The organism is Kribbella swartbergensis (assembly GCF_054784135.1).
In genome coordinates this window covers 178,560-197,612 of record NZ_BAAGPM010000018.1, presented here as the reverse complement: position 1 = coordinate 197,612, position 19,053 = coordinate 178,560, and the positions used below count along the sequence as shown (strand labels likewise).

At 69.6% G+C, this 19,053-nt stretch carries 17 protein-coding genes; 4 read left to right on the top strand and 13 right to left on the bottom strand.

Annotated features, from left to right (window positions below; translation table 11 throughout):
• Positions 1-34: 34 nt before the first annotated feature.
• The 3 genes from ACYVOK_RS16280 to ACYVOK_RS16270 form a co-directional block, all read right to left on the bottom strand.
• On the bottom strand, positions 35-823 hold the full coding sequence (locus ACYVOK_RS16280; RefSeq protein ID WP_460663261.1) for a DUF4097 family beta strand repeat-containing protein: 789 nt from the start codon (positions 821-823) through the stop codon (positions 35-37).
• A 115-nt stretch (positions 824-938) separates the two neighbouring features.
• Positions 939-2,198, bottom strand: a complete 1,260-nt coding sequence (locus ACYVOK_RS16275; protein ID WP_460663260.1) for an AAA family ATPase — start codon at positions 2,196-2,198, stop codon at positions 939-941.
• Positions 2,198-2,860: an SAF domain-containing protein gene (locus tag ACYVOK_RS16270; RefSeq protein ID WP_460663259.1), complete on the bottom strand. Its 663-nt coding sequence runs from the start codon at positions 2,858-2,860 to the stop codon at positions 2,198-2,200. The genes ACYVOK_RS16275 and ACYVOK_RS16270 overlap by 1 nt, the downstream gene beginning before the upstream one ends.
• A gap of 168 nt (positions 2,861-3,028) precedes the next feature.
• Here ACYVOK_RS16270 and ACYVOK_RS16265 point away from each other — a divergent pair, with 168 nt between their 5' ends.
• Positions 3,029-3,277, top strand: coding sequence for a helix-turn-helix domain-containing protein (locus ACYVOK_RS16265; protein WP_460663258.1), 249 nt, complete (start codon positions 3,029-3,031; stop codon positions 3,275-3,277).
• Between the two features lie 8 nt (positions 3,278-3,285).
• Here the strand turns inward: ACYVOK_RS16265 and ACYVOK_RS16260 are convergent, their stop codons facing one another.
• Complete coding sequence (locus ACYVOK_RS16260; RefSeq protein WP_460663257.1) at positions 3,286-3,831, bottom strand: hypothetical protein; 546 nt, start codon at positions 3,829-3,831, stop codon at positions 3,286-3,288.
• A 146-nt stretch (positions 3,832-3,977) separates the two neighbouring features.
• Here ACYVOK_RS16260 and ACYVOK_RS16255 point away from each other — a divergent pair, with 146 nt between their 5' ends.
• The 3 genes from ACYVOK_RS16255 (at position 3,978) to ACYVOK_RS16245 (ending at position 6,290) form a co-directional block, all read left to right on the top strand.
• Positions 3,978-4,859, top strand: a complete 882-nt coding sequence (locus tag ACYVOK_RS16255; RefSeq protein ID WP_460663256.1) for a LysM peptidoglycan-binding domain-containing protein — start codon at positions 3,978-3,980, stop codon at positions 4,857-4,859.
• Position 4,860: 1 nt separating this feature from the next.
• Positions 4,861-5,493: an Rv3235 family protein gene (locus tag ACYVOK_RS16250; RefSeq protein ID WP_460663255.1), complete on the top strand. Its 633-nt coding sequence runs from the start codon at positions 4,861-4,863 to the stop codon at positions 5,491-5,493.
• 92 nt (positions 5,494-5,585) lie between these two features.
• The gene (locus tag ACYVOK_RS16245) at positions 5,586-6,290 is read left to right on the top strand and encodes an AraC family transcriptional regulator (RefSeq protein WP_460663254.1); all 705 of its coding nucleotides are present in this window, start codon (positions 5,586-5,588) and stop codon (positions 6,288-6,290) included.
• Between the two features lie 13 nt (positions 6,291-6,303).
• Here the strand turns inward: ACYVOK_RS16245 and ACYVOK_RS16240 are convergent, their stop codons facing one another.
• The 9 genes from ACYVOK_RS16240 to ACYVOK_RS16200 form a co-directional block, all read right to left on the bottom strand.
• Positions 6,304-8,127 carry a hypothetical protein gene (locus tag ACYVOK_RS16240; protein WP_460663253.1) on the bottom strand — a complete coding sequence of 608 codons (1,824 nt, stop codon included), beginning with the start codon at positions 8,125-8,127 and terminating at the stop codon, positions 6,304-6,306.
• A 104-nt stretch (positions 8,128-8,231) separates the two neighbouring features.
• Positions 8,232-9,290 carry a glycoside hydrolase family 130 protein gene (locus ACYVOK_RS16235; RefSeq protein WP_460663252.1) on the bottom strand — a complete coding sequence of 353 codons (1,059 nt, stop codon included), beginning with the start codon at positions 9,288-9,290 and terminating at the stop codon, positions 8,232-8,234.
• Positions 9,291-9,317: 27 nt separating this feature from the next.
• Positions 9,318-10,136, bottom strand: coding sequence for a carbohydrate ABC transporter permease (locus tag ACYVOK_RS16230; RefSeq protein WP_460663251.1), 819 nt, complete (start codon positions 10,134-10,136; stop codon positions 9,318-9,320).
• Entirely contained in the window at positions 10,136-11,059 is a 924-nt protein-coding gene (locus ACYVOK_RS16225; protein ID WP_460663250.1) for a carbohydrate ABC transporter permease, read from the bottom strand. Before ACYVOK_RS16225 ends, ACYVOK_RS16230 begins: the two co-directional genes overlap by 1 nt.
• The gene (locus tag ACYVOK_RS16220) at positions 11,056-12,345 is read right to left on the bottom strand and encodes an ABC transporter substrate-binding protein (protein ID WP_460663249.1); all 1,290 of its coding nucleotides are present in this window, start codon (positions 12,343-12,345) and stop codon (positions 11,056-11,058) included. Before ACYVOK_RS16220 ends, ACYVOK_RS16225 begins: the two co-directional genes overlap by 4 nt.
• Positions 12,342-13,382, bottom strand: a complete 1,041-nt coding sequence (locus tag ACYVOK_RS16215) for a LacI family DNA-binding transcriptional regulator (RefSeq protein ID WP_460663248.1) — start codon at positions 13,380-13,382, stop codon at positions 12,342-12,344. Before ACYVOK_RS16215 ends, ACYVOK_RS16220 begins: the two co-directional genes overlap by 4 nt.
• Before the next feature lie 136 nt (positions 13,383-13,518).
• A complete protein-coding gene (locus ACYVOK_RS16210) occupies positions 13,519-14,466 on the bottom strand; it encodes an NAD(P)H-dependent flavin oxidoreductase (RefSeq protein WP_460663247.1) in 948 nt (315 codons plus the stop codon).
• A gap of 108 nt (positions 14,467-14,574) precedes the next feature.
• The gene (gene secA, locus ACYVOK_RS16205; RefSeq protein WP_460663246.1) at positions 14,575-17,466 is read right to left on the bottom strand and encodes a preprotein translocase subunit SecA; all 2,892 of its coding nucleotides are present in this window, start codon (positions 17,464-17,466) and stop codon (positions 14,575-14,577) included.
• Positions 17,467-17,674: 208 nt separating this feature from the next.
• Positions 17,675-18,886, bottom strand: a complete 1,212-nt coding sequence (locus ACYVOK_RS16200) for a winged helix-turn-helix domain-containing protein (protein WP_460663245.1) — start codon at positions 18,884-18,886, stop codon at positions 17,675-17,677.
• Positions 18,887-19,053 lie beyond the last annotated feature (167 nt).

Sequence of the window (19,053 nt, the reverse complement as noted above, 5' to 3'; positions counted from 1 at the left end):
CCCTCACCACCCTCCCCCTCACCGACCGTGATGGTCAGTGGGTGTACTCGACCTTGACGTCGCCGGAGGACGTCTTGGCCTTGATGGTGCGGGTGGCAGCCGGGTCGCTGCGGACGTTGGTGGTCTCGTCGCCTGACGACGTGTCGGTCTCCAGCTTGTACGACTCCGGCCCGGACGGGACCTGGATCGTCACGTCACCCGAGCTGGACTCCGATTCGACGGACTGCGGCGCGGTAGCGAAGTCGAGATCCACACTGCCCGAACTGCTCTGCGTGCTCACCGTCGTCGCGGTCAGCCCGTGCGCCTCGAGATCACCCGAGCTGGACTCCATCTGCAGCGCCCCACCGACGTCGTGCACCTCGATGCTGCCCGAGCTCGACTTCAGATCCGCGCCGGCCGGCACCCCGGACACCTTCAGGTCCCCGCTGCTGCTCTCGAGCGTCACCTTGACGTCCTTCGGCACGGTGAGGACGTAGTTCGTGTCGCAGCCGAACGACAGGAACCCGCAGGCGGTGTCCCGCAGCTCCAGCTTCCCGTCCTCGTAGCTCTCCTTCGGGTCCGACCCGAAGATGTTGCGCTCGAACCGCCGCTCGATCCTGATCTCCGACCCGTCCCCGGACCGTACTTCGACATCCGCCGACCGCACCTCGATCGTCAGCGCCTGCCCGACCACCGGGTAGCTGTCATGACTGACCTTCGTGTCCTCGGTCAGACCGGTCAGGGCCCAGTACACCCCGCCGAGAATGAGCGCGACGGAGATGGCGATCCCGTACCGCCGCTCCGTACTCAACGTGCTCGGCGGCCGACCCTGGACCTCGGACATCCTTCTCCCTCAGGACGCGTTGACTACCGACCACCCTGACATATCCCCGGCCCGCTGTCGGTGGGGTTTTCCCCGACATCCCACCGACCCGACCCTGACCCCGACCCGAACAGGCTCAGAACTCCTTGCTGATGGTCGTGGCCAGCTGTTGCAGGGATTTGCGGAGCTTGCTGGACTTGGCGGACTCGGCGAGGCTGCGGCCGTGGGACATGGCGGCGTCGACCGCGGCCTGGTCGAACGGCAGCAGTGCGGCGGCCTCCACCCCGGCGTACCGGCCGAGCGCCTCCGCGATCGCGTCCGACGGAGAGCTGCCGAGCGAGCCGGAGCGGAGGCGGTTCACCACGACCCGGGTGCTGACCGACGGCACGACCGCCCGCAGTTCGTGGATCGCGCGGATCAACCGGGTCAGCCCGACCGGGTCCGCTGTACCGACGACGATCACCTCGTCGGCCTCCTCGAGCGTTGCCAGCGTCGCGCCGTTGCGGCGCGGCGCCAGCGAGTCGAACGAGATCTCCTCGTCGCTCTCGATGCAGAACCCGACGTCCACGACCGTGCACGGCGCGAGCATCCGCGCCGTCGACCAGATCGACTCGATCGCGGCCGGGCGCAACTCGGTCCAGCGATCCGCGCGGCTGAGCCCGGTCAGCACCAGCAGATGCGGCTCGACCTGCCGCGCATGCTTCGCGAGCATCGCCAGGTCGAGCGCACCACTCGCCGCCGATCGCGCCGCGGCGGCCAGGCCCGAGGTCTCGTCGAGCATGCCGAGGTGTTGCGCGACGGTCCCGCCGTACACGTCGGCGTCGGCCAGCAGCGTCGGCACGCCCTTCACCGCGAGCTCGCATGCCAGCCCGACGGCGACCGTCGTACGTCCAGGCGCGCCTGTCGGACCCCAGACCGCGAGCATCCGGCCGCTGCCCTGGGTATAGACCGGCTGCGGTTGACCGGTCGCCTCGGTCGGCATCGGCACGAAACCGCCCGCGAAATGCGACGCGGACATCGGCGGACCGGACTCGACCGCGTCGGTGATGGCCCGGCCGAGGTCCTCCGGGCTCACGTCCGCCGGGAGGATCCGCTCGATGCCCATCCGGCTGAGCCGGTCCTCGGTGCCGAAGGGCTCACCGTTCTCGGTCGGGTCGACCAGTGCGACCACCGCGATCCGGCGCGCGTGCAGCGCGGCGACCGCGTCGGACGTCAGCCGTGGCAGATCGTCGGCGAGCAGCACCGCCCGCGCCTGCCCGCTCGCGGCGGCCGCCATCACGTCGGCGATGTCGACACATCGCCGTACCACCCGGATCCCCGGCGCGCGCTCGGCACGCCGTACGACGTCCGCCTCCCACGGCGCCCCGGTCACCGCCAGCAGAACCGGTACCGACATCAGTTGCCCCGCCGGACCAGGACCGGCTCGCCCGCGCTCATCAGCGACAGCGTGGCCGGCAACCGTTGCACGTCCTTGCGCGCCAGGCCGACCAGGACCTGTCTGCGCGCCGAGCCACCCGCGACACCCTTCACCGCGTCGACCTGAAGCACCCGAACCTCTGCCCACAGCAACTTCGCCGGCTGGTCCGCGTCCTTCGGCACCACCCAGATGTCGACCTCGTCCCCGGCCGCGATGTCCGACGGCAGGCGGCCGGAGGCGATCGACAGCGGCAACTCGGTGCGTTCGTTGTCCGCCTCGGTGACCGCCGCGTCCCGCGGCACGAACTCGCCCGCGTCGACAGCCCGGGTGAGAACGAGCCCGTTCAGATCGGCGGCCGCGGCGACGTACCTCTCGGCGTCCTCGGTGGTGGTGAACCGCACCCGCGCGGTGGTCAGGTCGTCGTTCGTCAGCTTCCGGCCGGCCGGGATGTCGTGCTTGGCGGCCCAGATCGTGGTGGTGTCGTCGGCGGCCGACAGCAGTTTGGCGCCGGTCAGTGCGGTGACGGCGACGAGCAATACGCCGAGCACCAACCGCCCGTCCTTCCACCGGGCCCGACGGTTGCGCTGGGCCGGGACGGACGGTGCCCCGAACCCGGTCCCACGCACTGCTGTGTCGACCACGTCGAACTCCAGTCACTCGATCGCTCTCGGAGCCGACATTCTGCCGTGCCGGAGTACCTCCGTGTGAACGACTATCCACAGGGGGTCAGGCTGGGGACAAACGAGCTCATCCGGCCACCAACCGTGGCAAACTGAAAGAACCAGCCACTACCCGAAGGGGCAGAACGGATGCCGGCTCCGCGATTCCTCCAGCTCGCCGACGTCGCCGAGGTGCTGAACATCTCCGCGAACCAGGTGTACGCCCTGGTTCGCCGCGGCGACATCCCCGCGGTCAAGATCGGCGGACGCGGGCAGTGGCGGGTCGAGGCGACCGAGCTGGAGAAGTACATCGAGCGGCTCTACACCGAGACCCGCGAGTTCATCGAGACCCACCCGTTCGGAGAGGACGCCGAGCAGCCGGAGGACGTGCGCCAGTAGGTCGTGTCCTAGCGGCGCCGTACGGCACAGAGCGCCTGGGTCGGCACCAGGCGCACGTTGTAAACCTCGGTCCGCCGCCGCGGCGCATCCAGCGGGTGCTCTGCGATCTCCAGAAAGTCCGCACCGACCCGATCGATCGTCCCGGTGACCGGTACGCCGCCGCAGAACAGCGTCACCGGTGAACGGTCCCGCGCGATCCCGCGCAGCAGGTGCCCCAGCCCCAGCTTCCCAGCCACCGCCCCGACAGCCGGCTCCGCCCACGGCCCCAGCCGATGGACCCCGACCAGCGCGTGCACCGGGATCAGCCACTCCTCGTAGCGCTCGGCCTCGATCAGCAGGCAGTCCTTCCCGACCCGCGTGAGCAGCCCCTGGACGGGCTCCGCGGTGGTGAGTTCCACGCGTACGACGGTGTCGACAGCACCGCGGAGCCGGTCGAGCACGGTGATCTTGCCGACCTCGGTGCGGATCCGGTCCGCGACCTCGCCGTACAGATCCCCCTCCTGGAGCGCGTCGAACTGCGACTCCAGATCCGCGAACAACGCATCCCACCGCATGGCGGCGAACCTACCGGATCCTGCTCACCTTCCGTGCGGCAAGCCGACGCTGCGTGACTTTCCACTTGCGAACTGACCGTAGTACGGGTCTATAGTGATCAAGCCGAAGCAAACCAAAGCAAACTCATAGATCAGAGGCCAACGGGATGAACGCGACGATCCGGGGACTGAAGGGCACGCTGGCGCTGGTGGCCCTGGCCGGTCTGGGCCTCGGTCTGCGTTGGATGACAGCCGGTACGTTCGGCGCGGCGAACCGCCGGGACCTGGACTCGATGGCTGTGCTCGCAGTCGGGACCGTGGCGTGGATGGCGTACGGGTGGCTCGCGCTGGCGGTGATGGCGACGGTCCTGGAGCAGATCCCGGGTGTGATCGGGGCAGCCGCGTCAGCGGTCGCCGGTCGGATCACCTCGCAGACGTCCCGCACGCTGCTGAGGTCTGCTTTGGGCCTCGCGGCGGTCACCCCTCTGACGGTCGGCGTGGCTCACGCGTCGCCGGGCGACGGCAGCACCCTTCGCCCATGGACCCAGGTCGAGCCTCGCTCCACCGTCCAGCCCGGCGATGCGCCGTGGCGCACGACGGAGCCGCCGTCATCCGTCCTCACCGGTGCGACCGCTGAGACCCGCGTTGACCGCCCGCAGGACGCTCGCCCGCAGGACGTACGACGGGACGCTCGCCCGCAGGACGTCGTACCGGGGCCGCGCACTACCTCGCCTCGGGTCCGGGTTGGTGTGCCGGATCGGCCGACGTCGGGGGCGGCGACTCGCTACACCGACGTGCGGTCGGGTCAGCCGGTGCGAGTGCCCGCACGGGTCGTCGTGAAGCCCGGCGACACCCTCTGGAGCATCGCGGCCGCCGAACTCGGCCCGAACGCGACCGCCGAGGACATCGCCGTCCGCTGGCCCGCCTGGTACGCCGCCAACCGCCAGTCGATCGGGCCCGACCCCGACCTGATCCTTCCCGGCCAGGTGCTGCGAACCCCGGCAGCCGCGACCGGCAACACCGTGCCGCCCACCCACCAGGAGAAGTGACATGAGCCAGAACCTGCCCGCGGTCCAGCACCAACCCCGGACGAACCCGACCCTGGCCGCCGTCCCACCCCTCCCCGAGGCCGGCCCTCACTCCGACCCGTCCGAGGCGGCAACCCCTCGACTCCGCGCTGTCGACGCCCGGCCATCACAGCACACAGTCCCAGCCACCCTCCGCCACGCCGCCACCCTCACCTCCGACGTCCTGACCACCCGACACAGAGCCTTGGCCCGCCTTGGCATCGCATCCGCCGACCCCGCTCCTGGGGCGCCGGCAGCGGGTTCGTTTGCGGGGCCGCGGTTGCCGGACGCTTGGGCTTGGGGTGCGCGGCTGGCTCAGGCCGTGTCGGAGGTGCTGGCCGGCGATCGGCCGATCTCGCAGCTGGTGCGGTTCACGGATGAAGCGGTGTTCGCCGACCTCAACCGGCGGGTGCGCCTCCTGGGCCTGACGACCACAGCGACCGCCCGCGGCGCCAAGGAACGCAGCGCCGTCCGCTCGGTCCGCGTCTGCACGCCGGCCAAGGACATCGCCGAGGTCTCCGCCCACGTCCGCCACGGCGACCGTTCCCGCGCCCTCGCCTTCCGCCTCGAGGTCCGCCGCAACCGCTGGGTCTGCACCGCCCTGGAAATCGGCTGACGCGCCCCGCTACCAACACCTGCTCCACCCCCGAGCCACCACCCGCCCGGACCGCGGCCGGGATTGTCGGTGGGGCGTTGCAGACTGATGGGGTGAGTGAGTTCGAACCGTATCGCGAGCGTCCCACCCGGGTGCCCGGTGCCGTGCTGTGGACGCGGACCGCGGAGCGTGGGGAGTACCGGGTGCTCCCGGACGGCTGCATGGACCTGATGCTGGTGGACGACGAGCTGGTCGTCGCCGGCCCCGACGACCGGGCGTGGGTCGGATCGTCCGAGGCCGGGATGCGGTACGCCGGGATCCGGTTCGCCCCCGGGTCGGCGCCGCGATTCCTCGGCGTACCGGCGCGTGAACTGCTGAACGAGCGCGTTCCCCTGAGCGACGTGTGGTCGCCCGCCCGGGCTCGGCGGCTGGCCGACCGGGTGAGGTCGGCGCCGGATCCGGCCCTCGCGCTGGAAAAGGCGGCCGCGGGACTGAACGAGGAGCCGCCCGACCGGTTGGTCACGCAGGTGCTGCGCGCGGTACGCAGCGGAGTGCTGCGGGGTGGCGCCGGTGTGCTCGCGCTTGCCGCCAGCGTCGGGCTCAGCGAGCGGCAGTTGCATCGCCGGTGCCTGCACGCGTTCGGCTACGGGCCGAAGATGCTCGACCGGGTACTCCGGATGAACGCCGCCCTCGACCGAGCCCGCACCGGACTTCCCCTTGCCGACGTCGCCGTGCTGACCGGGTACGCCGACCAGGCCCATTTCACCCGAGACGTCAAAGCCCTCACCGGCCTCCCACCCCGCACCCTACTGAGCTGATGCCGCCCGCAGTTCAGAGCACGACTGCGAAACCGCCCGGCTGGACCAAGACGTCGGAGGTTCCACCAGTCAGGCGACGGCGTGAGTGCAACTTGCCGTTGGAGGTGTAGCTGTAGGCGGTCGTCCCGTCAGCAACCGCGAGGCGGAAGGTCCGTGGCTGCTGGTCGACGCTGCTCAGCAAGACTCCACTGCCCACAGTGAGGGTGCTGATCGCCGGGATCAGGATGAGTGCGTCGATCTCGGCCGCGCCCGTTGTGGCAACCGCCCTGAGGCTCGTCGCGTACGGCGGAAGCGGCGTGGGCAACGTGATGGGTTGGAGAACGCCGGGGGCTGCCGAAATACCTTGCGGTCCCGGAGCGGTGTGGTCGATCGTGCCCAGTCTCAACGAGCCCGTCGTCCAGGTTGTCCGCCCGGGTTCGTGGAGGTTGACGACCGGGAGCACGAGGCGAGGCTGGGTCGACGCGGGCAGGGTCCACTGCGCGCTGTCGCCCGCGCTGAGCGAAATGTAGGAGCCGTTGCTCCATTGGGATTCGCCCGTCCACGCGGACGGCGGCGTCACGATCTGCCCACCGACGGAGGACTCGCCTTCGACCATGTGCAGGCCGGCGCGGCTCAGTGGACCCGCTCCCAGTCGCTGCGCCAGCCGGGCGAGGCCCGGGTTCGCGTCGAGGGCGAGCATGGAGAGTTGGCCGTGGATGGTGGATTCAGCACCGGAGTTGCGGTTCACCACGCCGTCGCCGGAGATGCCGTCGTACGTGCGGCCGGTGGCCGGGTCGTACATCGGTGAGCCGGCCCGGTTCGCGCCGAAGTACCAGGCCGCGACGAAAGCGGCGACCTGCTTCAGGCCAGGCAGTCCGACGGCCAGCAGCCCTTGCAGGCGGGCGTCGACGCCATACGCGATCTGGGTGCGGTCGATCGGCGCCGGCAACCAACCGTTGTCAGGCCCACCTGCGGTCATCAGCAACGGAGTGAAACCGGCGGTGTCCCCAACGGCAGCGCCGAGTGGAGTGGACACGACAGACGAGGCCGCGGCCAGTGCAGACGGCATCTGCGCACCCCACGCGTGCCACACCGAGATCGACTCACCCCACGGCAGCAACGCCCGGAACGGCCACACCCGGCTGGAGCCTGAGGCCAGGTAGCTGATGCCCTCAGCGAACTGCGTCAAGGCACGTCGAGCCCGCGGCGATCCACCGGCCCGCACGTACGCCGCCAACCCGAGAACGGCCTCGGATGTCGCGTCGGCACCGTTCACGATGAGCCAAGCAGGCACACGCCGACCGTCGACGACGTTCCAGTCGCCGTAGCGCACCAGCACCTGCCGCTCCAGCGCAGCGAGAGCCAACTCGAGTCGATCCCGGAGGAACTCGGCGAACCGGCGGTCGACACCGCGGAAGGCCGCGTACCCCTCCCCCAGCGCCCACACAGTACGGGCGAGCCAGTAGGACGGCCCGGAGTCGGACGGGTCGGGGAGTTCGACGGGCTCGGCACTCGGGTTGAGGGTCCCATCCGGCTGCATCCACAGCACTACGTTGCCGTTGGGCGATTGCAGGTAGGTGAGACCGCGCAACAGGTCCCGTGCGACGTCCAGCCGCTCAGCACGGAGGTAGACGACGGCAGCACGCGAGATGTCGTCCGCGTTGTAGGCGCCCTGGCCGTAGGTGTTGGTGACAGCGTCGTACGCCCCGCCGCCGATGCGCTTGTACGAGCCGTCCGGCTGCCGGTCCGCATACGTCCACAGCACCCCTAGTGGGCCGGAGCCGTAGGTGCTGTGACCGGCGGCGGGAGGTGGTGTGACCGTCGTGCGCAGGAAGTCGAGGTGCGCGAGGTTGCTCAACCTGCCCGAAGGAGAAGCGGATGCCGACGTCGGCAGCGAGACAGTCGAAGCGGCCGCCGCTGCCACCGCTCCGCCCAGGAAAGCGCGGCGCCTCACCCCGCTCGTCATGACAGCCGGTCCAGTCTGGCGACACCGATGGCCGCGTCGGCCATCCCGTAGAAGACGTACCGCACTCCTTCGACCTCCTCGATGGCGGTCGGGAACACCACGTTCCCGACGGTTCCGATCCGCTCCTCCTCGGTCTCGGGCACCAGGAGCGGTTCCGGCGTCCGCGCGATCACCCGCGTCACGTCGTCGGCGTCCAGGAGCAACGCGCCCGCCGCGTAGCTGACCTTCTGCGTGGTCGGGTCGAACCCCTTCGGCTGCTCACCGGTGACGCCGTGGTGAATCACCAGCCAGCCCTCGGGCACCCGCAGCGGCGCCGGCCCGGCCCCGATCTTCAACTCCTCGAAGGGGTACTCCGACATGGCAACCAGCCGGTGGTGGCGCAGGTGGACCAGATTCCGGAGGTCACGCTCGACGTCGGCGACCGGCACGAACGACACCCAGATCCCCGGCCGATCGTCGGTGATCCCGGCAGGCAGGTGAACGCCTTCGCCTTCGCGGAACCAGCCGAGGTCCCACATCGGCCGGTGCAGCATCGCGTACGACGGCTCGCCGTCGGGACCGGGCACCGGCTCCGGGAAGAACACCGTGTCCTTGTTGGGGAAGAGGTTCAGGTCGGTGTCGAGGTCTGGTTGGTACTCGAAGTGCAGTGGCCCGAGCCGCCGCCAGTCCCGCAGATCCGACGACACCGCGAGCGCCGGTTTGGGGCCGAGCGGACCGTAGGCGACGTACGTCATCACGTGGGTGCCGAGCGACGGGATCCACGTCACCCGCGGGTCCTCGACGCCGGCGTTGTTCAGCCCGCGCTCCCAGCCCTCGTCCGGAGCCAGGACGACGCCCTCCCGCCGTACCCCGACCGGGACACCGTCCTTCACCTCCACGGCGGCCAGGCCGACCCGCGAGACGTTGCCTGCGGCAACCAGGCGCGGGAGCAGGTACAATTGTCCGTCCGGCGTGTGGCCGGTGGCCGGGTTCAGCACCCCCTCGACCTCGAACTCGTTACCGGGCTCCGGCGTCATCAGTACGCCGACACGGGTCAGGGTGTAGGGAACAGTCACGACAACAAGCCTTTCCACACAGAGGAGTTAGCCCTTGACCCCGGACTCGAGGTTCGTGGCGATGAAGCGGCGCTGGAAGATCAGGAACAACGTCACCGCCGGCGCGGCCAGCACACACGCCCCGGCGAGCACGGCGCCGAACGGGTTCGCGGCCCGCGCCGACACCGTGGTCAGGTAGTTCGACAGGGACACCGCGAGCGGCTGCAGGTCCTGCTGCTTGGTGATCAGGAACGGCCAGAGGAACTCGTTCCACGGCCCGATGAACGTCAGCAGTACGCCGGTCAGCAGCGCGGGCTTCACCAACGGGATGGCCACCCGCCACAGGATGCCGAGCTCGCCCGCGCCGTCGATCCGGGCCGCGTCGAACAACTCCTGCGGAAGCTGCAGGAAGTACTGCCGGAACACGAAGACCGCGGTCGAGTTGATCGCGAACGGCAGGATCATCCCGAGGTAGGAGTCGGCCAGCCCGTAGCTGCGGACGATCAGCACGTACAGCGGAATCGTCAGCAACTGGAACGGCACCACCTGGACCAGCAGCATCAGGTTGAACACCAGACCGCGACCGCGGAAGTGCAGCCGGGCCAGCGCATAGCCGGCGAGCACGCCGAACACCAGCGTGCCGAGGATGACCCCGCCGGTGAAGACGCCGGAGTTGATCAGCGACCGGCCGAGGTCGATCGCCCGGTTGATCTCGACGTAGTTGTGGCCGGTCAGGTTGCCCGGCGACGGGAACGCGCCGCCGACCGACGGGTCGGGTTCGGCCTGCAGCGAGCCGATCAGCATGTAGTAGAAGGGGAACAAGAACACGAACGCGCCGACCAGCAACGCGGCGAAGCGCAGTTTCATCAGTCTTCCCTCCCCACGAACCGGCGTTCGATCAAGGCGAGCACGAGGACGGCGATCACCAGCAGCACCCCGATCGCGGCGCCGATGTCCGGGTTCCCCTGCTCGATGCCCTTCTGGTACATCACCAGCACCGGCGACGCCGACGCGCCGTCGGGTCCGCCACCACCGGTGAGCAGATACGGCTCGGTGAACAGGTTGGCCCCGGTCACGGTCGCGAGCAGTACGACGAGGGTCGTCGCCGGCCGGACGCCGGGAACGGTCACGTTGAGGAACGACTTCCACCGTCCGGCGCCGTCCATCGCGGCCGCCTCGTACAGATCCTTGGACACGTTCTGCAGCGCGGCCAGATACAGCAGGATGAAGAACCCGAGCTGTTTCCAGGTCACGTAGATCGCGACCGTCGGCATCGCCAGCGTCGAGTTGACCAGCCAGGACGGATCCGGCGCGAGCGGTCCGAGGATCGAGTTCACCAACCCGTTGGAGTTGAACAGGAACAACCAGACGCCCACGACCGCGACACTCGCCGTCACGTACGGCACGTAGTAGCTGACCCGGAAGAAGGTCCGCCAGCGGATCGCGGCGTTCAGCGCAGTCGCCAGACCGAGCGCCAGCACGACGGTCAGCGGCACGTTGATCACCAGGAACACGAGCACGTTCCCGAAGGACCGCCGTACCGCGGGATCCGAGAGCACGGTGACGTAGTTCTCGAACCCCACGAACGGCCGTTCCACGATCGCGCCGGGCGCGGTGAAGAAGTAGTCGTGGAACGACATGTAGACCGCGAACCCGAGCGGGTAGGCGAACACGGCCGCCAGGAACACGACGTACGGCGTGACGAACGCGGTCCCGGCCGGATGCTCACCGAGGACCCGGCCGAGAGCGCCACGCCGCCGGCGGGTTTCCGGCGAGGCCAGTCGGCTCATGACTGCGAGGCGAGCTGATCGACCTTCTGCGCCGCGCCGTCCAGCGCCGCGCCCGGGTCCTCCTGGCCGAAGATGACGGACTTGGAGTACGCGTCCCGGAAGGTCTGCCAGATGGTGATCGAGTTCGGCACGTTCGGCACCTCGACCGTGCGGGCCGCCTGGTCCGCGAACACCTTGTAGTCGGGGTTCTTGGCGAAGTAGTCCGGGTACGCCGCGGCCACGTCCTTGCGCAGCGGCATCTGACCGGTCGTCTCCAGGAACTTGCCGTCCTGCTCCTGGCTGGTGGCGAACTTCAGCACCTCCCACGCGGTGCCGCGGTTCTTGCACGCGGAGTACATGGCTACGTTCTTCGCGTCGGAGAAGGTGTGGATCTCGTTCGCCGGCTTGCCGGACGAGGTGGGGACGGGTACGACGCCCCAGTCGACCTTGCCCTTGTACGTCGCGACTGCCCACGGGCCCACGACCGCCATCGCGGCGGTGCCGTCGACGAACGCGTCACCGGTGTACTTCTCCTGCGACGCCAGTTTGTCGGCGTACATCGTCCGCCAGAATTGCGCGACCTTCCTGCCCTCGTCGGAATTGAACGTGGCCTTGCCGTCGGCAACCAACTGCTTGCCGCCGGTCTCGGCCGCGAACAGCGGGTAGAAGTCGAACCAGGACTGGTAGAACTCGTTGCTCGGCGCCGGGTAGATCGCGAACTTGGCCGCCTTCGCCGCGACCAGCTTCCGGGACGTGGCCAGGAACTCGTCGTACGTCGCCAGCGGCGGCTTCGCGGGGTCGAGCCCCGCCTTGGCGAAGGCCGACTTGTTGTAGAAGATCATCACCGGGTTCGACTTCCACGGCAGCTGGTAGTACTTGCCGTCGTTCGACTTGTACTGCTTCGCGACGTCACCCGAGCGGTCCTCGATGTACGACGTACCGTCCGCGAAGGAGTCGAGCGGCACCAGACCGCCCTGCTTCTGGAACTGCGAGACCGAGGCCGGCGAGGTGTTGAAGATCAGGCACGGCGCGTTGCCCGCGGTGATCGCGGCACCGATGACCTCCTCGGAGCTCTTCCCGGTCGGGATCTCCTGGGCGGTGACCTTCTGGTCCGGATGCGCCGCGTTCCAGGCCGCGACCATCTGCTTGCCCCAGGCCACTTCCTCGGCGTTGTTCGAGTACCAGACGGTGATCGGCCCGGTCGCCTTGGGCGCGGCGTCGGCGTCACCAGCGCCGCCTCCGCCGTCGCCACACGCGGCGAGTGAGCCGGCCAGCACCAGGGCCAGCAGTCCAGCTTGCAACTTCATGATTCCTCCAGCTGTACAGGGGGTGCGGCGGTGGAGTGCCGGATGACGAGTTGCGCGGGGGGCAGCTCGACGTCGGGTACGTCGGCCTCGCCGTCGACAACCTGGTTGAGAGTGCGGGCGGCCGCCTCGCCGAAGCGGAACGGGTCGGCGCGCACGGTGGTCAGGCCGGGGTGGACGTACTCGGCCAGTTCGCTGTCGTCGAAGCCGGCGATGCTCAGGTCGCCCGGGACGGCCAACCCGGCCGCCTGGGCGGCGCCGAGGCCGGCGATCGCCATCCGGTCGTTCGCGTAGACGATCGCGGTCGGCGGCTCGGCCAGTGCGAGCAGCCGGCGGGTGGCCTCGATCCCGCCGGCGGCGGTGAAGTCGCTGGTCTCGATCGCCACCGGCTCCAGTCCGGCGGCGGACAGCGTCGACAGGAAGGCGTTGGACCGGGCCGTCGCGTGCACGAACGCCGGCGGACCGGCGACATGCGCGATCCGGCGATGACCGAGCGACAGCAGATGTTCGACGACCGCGGCGGTGCCGGGCCGGTCGTCCAGGACGACGGCCGGGAACGGCGACGCGCCGTCGGGGCGGTTCAGGGTCACGGCGGGCAGACCGAGCTCGACCAGGAGGTCGATCCGCGGATCGTCGTGCCGCAGGTCGGACAGGAAGACCCCGTCCACGCGGGCGTCCTGCGCCAGACGCCGGTAGCCGGCCTCCTCGTCCTCACCGGCGGTGACGACCTGCAGGACCAGCGCCTGCCCGCGGGCGGACAGGACACTCTCCACACCGGCGATGAAGGCCGGGAAGAACGGGTCCGACGACAGCACGGCCGGATCCCGGGTGATCACCAGGCCGAGGGCGAACGCCTTCGACACCGACAGCGACCGGGCCCGGTTGCTCGGCCGCCAGCCGAGCTCGTCGGCCGCCGCGAGGATCTTGTCCACGGTCGACTGGGCCAGCCCGGGACGCCCGTTCAGCGCGAACGAGACCGCGCCCTTGGACACACCCGCCCGGCTCGCCACATCGGCGATCGTCGGCCGCTGTTTGCTCACAGACACCTCACTTGACAGGGTTTAAACCGGTTTAAACGCCATCTAAACCGGTTAAAACCTCGTCCGTCAAGACCTGAGACGCTGCTCAGTCAGCAACTTGCACGCCGTGATGGCCGACCCGGCCACCACCGCCGCCCTACCGGCCGAGGGCTGCCTGGAGGTAGGTCCGGTAGGCGGAGAAGGAGCCGAGTACCTCGGCCGCCGTCGGTTGGCCGGTCAGCTCGCCGACGCCCTGGCCCGCGTAGATCGAGGTACGAGCCGGGTCGGCGGCGCGGACTCCGGCGACGTAATCCGCGTGGCCGGCGTCATCGGACTTGAGTTCGTCCTCGCGGCCTTCCCACGCATCGAAGTACGCGTTCCGCAGCGCCCGCCCGCCGAACTCGTCCGGCCAGCCGGCCCGCGACGCCGCGTCGAACACCGTCCCGTAGACGGTGTCGGTCTCGTCCGCCTCGATCACCCGCTGCCGCACCGACTCCGGCGTCATCGCCTCCACGCACGTCAGGAACGCCGTACCGATCCAGCCGCCGGCGGCCCCCGCGGCCAGTACGGCGGCCAGCCCGCGCGGTCCCGAGATGCCACCGGCGGCGAGTACCGGGAGATCGGTGAGGTCGAGGATCGCCTGCAGCAACGGGAGGGTGGCGACCGCGTTCCGGCCGTGGCCACCGGCCTCGGCCCCGCGGGCGACGATCACGTCGACACCGGCGTCGATCGCCTCCCGCGCATCGGCGACCGTCCCGGCCTGGGTGGCGACGACGATGCCTTCCTTCTGCAGTGTCCCGACGTACGGCGCATAGTCGCCGAAGCTGAGAGCGACCAGAGCAGGCCTGAGTTCGAGCACCGCGTCGAGGTGCTCGGGCCGGCCCTTGACCGACCAGGCCATCAGGCCGACGCCGTACGGTTTCCCGCTCGCCGCGGCGACCGCACCCTCGGTCCGGATCCAGTCGGCACTCACCGCGGAGCCGGCGCCGAGCATGCCCAGTCCCCCGGCCGCCGAGATCGCGGCGGTCAGCGTGCCTCCGCTCACGTTCGCCATCGGCGCGCCCACCACCGGAACGGACAACCCGAACTTCTCCGTCAGCCACATGGACCCAGGGCACCACACCCGGCCCGCCGGCCGCCATGGCGCCAGACACACCGAACGGCCGGCCCTCGAAAGGGCCGGCCGTTCGCGGTGTGACTCAGAAGGCGTGACTCAGAACTTGTAGACGTCCGACTGCGGGTCGCCGTGGCAACGCTTGTACTTCTTGCCCGAGCCGCACGGGCAGGCCACGTTGCGCGGAGTACCGGCGTACATCAGGTCACCCTCCTCGGCGGTGTCCTGGCGGACCGAGACCTCCTCGTCGCCGTCGATCGTCGGCGCCGAGTACGACAGCCGCTGCGGACGGCTGTCACCGGTCAGCCCCTTGGCGCGCACCCGCGGGGTGTCGCGCGGCCGCACCTCGTCCTGGACCCGGCCCGGGAACTCCGCCACCGGCGCGTTCGGGGTGAGAACGTCCTCGGGCGCCTCGGTGTCGGCGGCCTGGGGCTCGTCCTGCAGCGCCATCTGGGCCTGCATCACCTGGACGTCGACGTTGAAGATGAAGCCGACCGACTCCTCCTTGATCGACTCCATCATCGCGGCGAACATGTCGTAGCCCTCGCGCTGGTACTCGACCAGGGGGTCGCGCTGCGCCATCGCGCGCAGGCCGATGCCCTCGCGCAGGTAGTCCATCTCGTACAGGTGCTCACGCCACTTGCGGTCCAGCACACTGAGCACGACCTGGCGCTCGAGCTCGCGCATCGCGTCCGCGCCGAGCAGCTCCTCGCGGCGTTCGTACGCCGCCTTGGCGTCGGCGAGGAAGGCCTCGATCAGGAAGTCCTGGGTCAGGCCGGACTTGTCGCCGCCGGCCTGCTCGATCAGCTCCTCCTCGGTCAGCTCGGTCGAGTACAGCGTCTTCATCGCGGTGAACAGGGCGTCCAGGTCCCAGTCCTCGGCGAAGCCCTCGGCGGTCGCGCCCTGCACGTACCCGGTGACGGTCTCCTCGAGCATGTCCTGCACCTGGTCGCGCAGGTCGGCGCCCTCGAGCACCCGGCGGCGCTCGGCGTACACGACGTGCCGCTGCCGGTTCATCACGTCGTCGTACTTGAGGATGTTCTTCCGGGTCTCGAAGTTCTGCGCCTCGACCTGGGACTGCGCCGACGCGATCGCCTTGGTGACGACCTTGTTCTCCAGCGGCTGGCTGTCGTCGTTGTTGCGCGACATCGCCCAGTCGACCATCTCGCGCTTGAACAGCCGCATCAGGTCGTCCTCCAGCGACAGGTAGAACCGGGACTTGCCCGGGTCGCCCTGACGGCCGGACCGGCCGCGCAGCTGGTTGTCGATCCGGCGGGACTCGTGCCGCTCGGTGCCGAGCACGTAGAGGCCGCCGAGCGCGCGGACCTCCTCCTGCTCCTCCTTGACCTGCTGCTCGAACTTCTCCAGGACCTTCGGGTACTCCGCCTCGTACTCCTCCGGCGACTCGGCCGGGTCGATCCCGCGGGCCCGCAGGTCCTTGTCGGCCAGGAACTCAGGGTTGCCGCCGAGGATGATGTCGGTCCCACGGCCGGCCATGTTGGTGGCCACCGTGACCGCGCCCTTGCGGCCGGCCTCGGCGATGATCGCCGCCTCCCGCGCGTGCTGCTTCGCGTTCAGCACCTCGTGCGGGATGTTCTCCTTGCGCAGCTGGGCGGACAGCCGCTCCGACTTCTCCACGCTGGTGGTGCCGACCAGGATCGGCTGCCCGCTCTTGTGCACCTCGACGATGTCCTTGACCACCGCGTCGAACTTGGCGTCCTCGGTGCGGAAGATCAGGTCCCGCTCGTCGGCGCGGATCATCGGCTTGTTGGTCGGGATCGGGACCACGCCCAGGCCGTAGATCTTCTGGAACTCGGCCGCCTCGGTCATCGCCGTACCGGTCATGCCGGCCAGCTTCTCGTAGAGCCGGAAGTAGTTCTGCAGCGTGATGGTGGCGAGCGTCTGGTACTCCTCCTTGATCTCGACGCCTTCCTTGGCCTCGATCGCCTGGTGGAGTCCCTCGTTGTAGCGACGGCCGTGCAGCGTGCGGCCGGTGTGCTCGTCGACGATCAGCACCTCACCGTCGACCACCACGTAGTCCTTGTCGCGCTTGAACAGGTCCTTCGCCTTCAGCGCGTTGTTCAGGTAGCTGATCAGCGGGGTGTTGGCCGACTCGTACAGGTTGTCGATGCCGAGCCGGTCCTCGACCTTCTCGATACCGCGCTCGAGGATCGCGACCGTGCGCTTCTTCTCGTCCACCTCGTAGTCGGCCACCGGGCGCTGGTCCTCGGGCACCTTGTCGTCCACCAGTCGCGGCTTCAGCGTCGCGGCGATCCGGGCCATCTCGACGTACCAGCGCTGCGAGTCCTCGGCCGGGCCGGAGATGATCAGCGGGGTCCGCGCCTCGTCGACCAGGATCGAGTCCACCTCGTCCACGATCGCGTAGTTGTGCTCGCGCTGGACCAGGTCCTCGATGTTGGAGGCCATGTTGTCGCGCAGGTAGTCGAATCCGAACTCGTTGTTGGTGCCGTAGGTGATGTCCTTGGCGTAGGCGATCCGGCGCTCGGCCGGCGTCATCTGCGGCAGGATCACGCCGTAGTCGAGGCCGAGGAAGTGGTACACCCGGCCCATCCACTCGGCCTGGAACTTGGCCAGGTAGTCGTTCACCGTGACCACGTGCACGCCCTTGCCGGACAGCGCGTTCAGGTACGTCGGCAGCGTGCCGACCAGCGTCTTGCCCTCACCGGTCTTCATCTCGGCGATGTTGCCCAGGTGCAGCGCGGCGCCACCCATGATCTGCACGTCGTAGTGGCGCTGGTGCAGGGTCCGCTTGGCCGCCTCGCGGACGACCGCGAACGCCTCCGGCAGCAGCGCGTCGAGCGACTCCCCGTTCTCGTGCCGCTGCTTGAACTCCGCGGTCTGGCCGCGAAGCTCCTCGTCGGACATCTTGACGAAGTCGTCCTCGATCGAGTTGACCATCTTCGCGATGCCCTGGAGCTGGCGCAGGATCTTGCCCTCGCCGATCCGCAGGACCTTGTCGATCACCTTCATGGTGGGGAGTTCTCTCCTTGCTGCTGAAGCCTTGGTGCGGCCGACGCCGACGGGGCACGAGCCACCCGTGGGCAGGCGCGCGCCACCCATGGTACGGGGCGGGGTGTGCCAAGCCACGCCCGCTGCGTGCCGTAGGGCCTGTCCGTCCCACGATCCAGGCCGCGGGAAAGTTCCGCCCGCCGCTTCCGGAACCGACCTGCCTGCGGAGTCAGGAACCGCGCAGAGCGTCACTCAGCGCAGGTGAGAGGTCACCGCCACCGGCCACCCGGACCTGGTCCAGGCCGAGGAAGCCGGCCAACTGGATCAGCTCGGCGGCCAGCTCGTCCGCGGTCTCCACCGGCGCCTTCGGCTCCGCATGCGCCGACTGGACCAGCAGCACCCCGGCGATCCGGTCCGCCTTCAGGTCCACCCGGGCGACCAGCCGGTCCCCGAGCAGGAACGGCAGGACGTAGTACCCGTAAATGCGCTTCTCGGCCGGGACGTAGATCTCGATCCGGTACCGGAAGTCGAACAGCACCTCGGTCCGGGTCCGCTCGAACACCAGCGAGTCGAACGGGCTGACCAGCGCCCGCGCGTTCACCCGCCGCGGCAGCCGCGCGTCGCGGTGCAGGTACGCCTGCCGCTTCCACCCGTCGATCCGGACCGGGATCAGCTCACCGTCCTCGACCAACTCGTGGATCGCCCGGACGGTCGGCTCTGGCGCGGTCCGGAAGTAGTCCTTCAGGCATTGCGCGGTCGACACCCCGTGCGCCCTCGCCGCGATCGACACCAGCCCGCGGTGCGCCTCCTCCAGCGACGGCGTCGGAGTCTCGAGTACGGCGCGCGGCAGCACCCGCTCGGGGACGTCGTACATCCGCTCGAACTGCTGGTTGCGCCGGGCCACCGTGATCTCGCCGGCGAAGAAGAGGAACTCCAGCGCCCGCTTCACGTCGGACCAGTTCCAGCCCCAGTTCTCCTTGGACCGCTCGACGTCGTCGTCGATCTCCCGCGCGGTCAGCGGGCCGTGCTCGCGGACGTCGGCCAGCACCTGCTTCAGCAGATCCGGCCGCTCCTTCGCGATCGACCGCGGGCCGCCCCACGCCTCGCTCGTCGCCCGAGCCATCCGCCAGCGCATCAGCGGGTGCGTCTCGACCGGGATGAAGGAGGCCTCATGGGCCCAGTACTCCACCAGGCGGCGCGGGGCCTTGCCGGCGGCCCGGTCGAGCAGGTCGCGGGGATACGGGCCGAGGCGGGAGTACAGCGGCAGGTACTGGGCCCGGCTCAGCACGTTGACCGAGTCGATCTGGATCAGGCCGATCCGGCCGAGCACCCGCGACAGCGCCCGCGCGTCCGGCACACCCTTCGGCCGCGGGTCCATGAAGCCCTGCGCGGCCAGCGCCACCCGCCGCGCCTGGGCCGTCGACAACACCTGTCCGGTCATGCGGCCTCCCGACCTGGACTGAGGAGCGGAGCGACGGGGGAAGGCCGGGAGCCAGAGCTCCAGGATCCGCCGCGCCGGAGGTGTGGCATCGGTAGAGTCACGTCCCGAATTCTGCCGGGCGCCTCGGACACTTTTCGGTCCCCACCCGCGCCCCGGTCAGGAGGATC

Bases quoted from the DNA above. Each gene is read 5' to 3' on its own strand.
- ACYVOK_RS16280 (WP_460663261.1), bottom strand. From the start codon at position 823: ATGTCCGAGGTCCAGGGTCGGCCGCCGAGCACGTTGAGTACGGAGCGG.
- ACYVOK_RS16275 (WP_460663260.1), bottom strand. From the start codon at position 2,198: ATGTCGGTACCGGTTCTGCTGGCGGTGACCGGGGCGCCGTGGGAGGCG.
- ACYVOK_RS16265 (WP_460663258.1), top strand. From the start codon at position 3,029: ATGCCGGCTCCGCGATTCCTCCAGCTCGCCGACGTCGCCGAGGTGCTG.
- ACYVOK_RS16260 (WP_460663257.1), bottom strand. From the start codon at position 3,831: ATGCGGTGGGATGCGTTGTTCGCGGATCTGGAGTCGCAGTTCGACGCG.
- ACYVOK_RS16255 (WP_460663256.1), top strand. From the start codon at position 3,978: ATGAACGCGACGATCCGGGGACTGAAGGGCACGCTGGCGCTGGTGGCC.
- ACYVOK_RS16250 (WP_460663255.1), top strand. From the start codon at position 4,861: ATGAGCCAGAACCTGCCCGCGGTCCAGCACCAACCCCGGACGAACCCG.
- ACYVOK_RS16230 (WP_460663251.1), bottom strand. From the start codon at position 10,136: ATGAAACTGCGCTTCGCCGCGTTGCTGGTCGGCGCGTTCGTGTTCTTG.
- ACYVOK_RS16225 (WP_460663250.1), bottom strand. From the start codon at position 11,059: ATGAGCCGACTGGCCTCGCCGGAAACCCGCCGGCGGCGTGGCGCTCTC.
- ACYVOK_RS16220 (WP_460663249.1), bottom strand. From the start codon at position 12,345: ATGAAGTTGCAAGCTGGACTGCTGGCCCTGGTGCTGGCCGGCTCACTC.
- ACYVOK_RS16210 (WP_460663247.1), bottom strand. From the start codon at position 14,466: ATGTGGCTGACGGAGAAGTTCGGGTTGTCCGTTCCGGTGGTGGGCGCG.
- secA (WP_460663246.1), bottom strand. From the start codon at position 17,466: ATGAAGGTGATCGACAAGGTCCTGCGGATCGGCGAGGGCAAGATCCTG.
- ACYVOK_RS16200 (WP_460663245.1), bottom strand. From the start codon at position 18,886: ATGACCGGACAGGTGTTGTCGACGGCCCAGGCGCGGCGGGTGGCGCTG.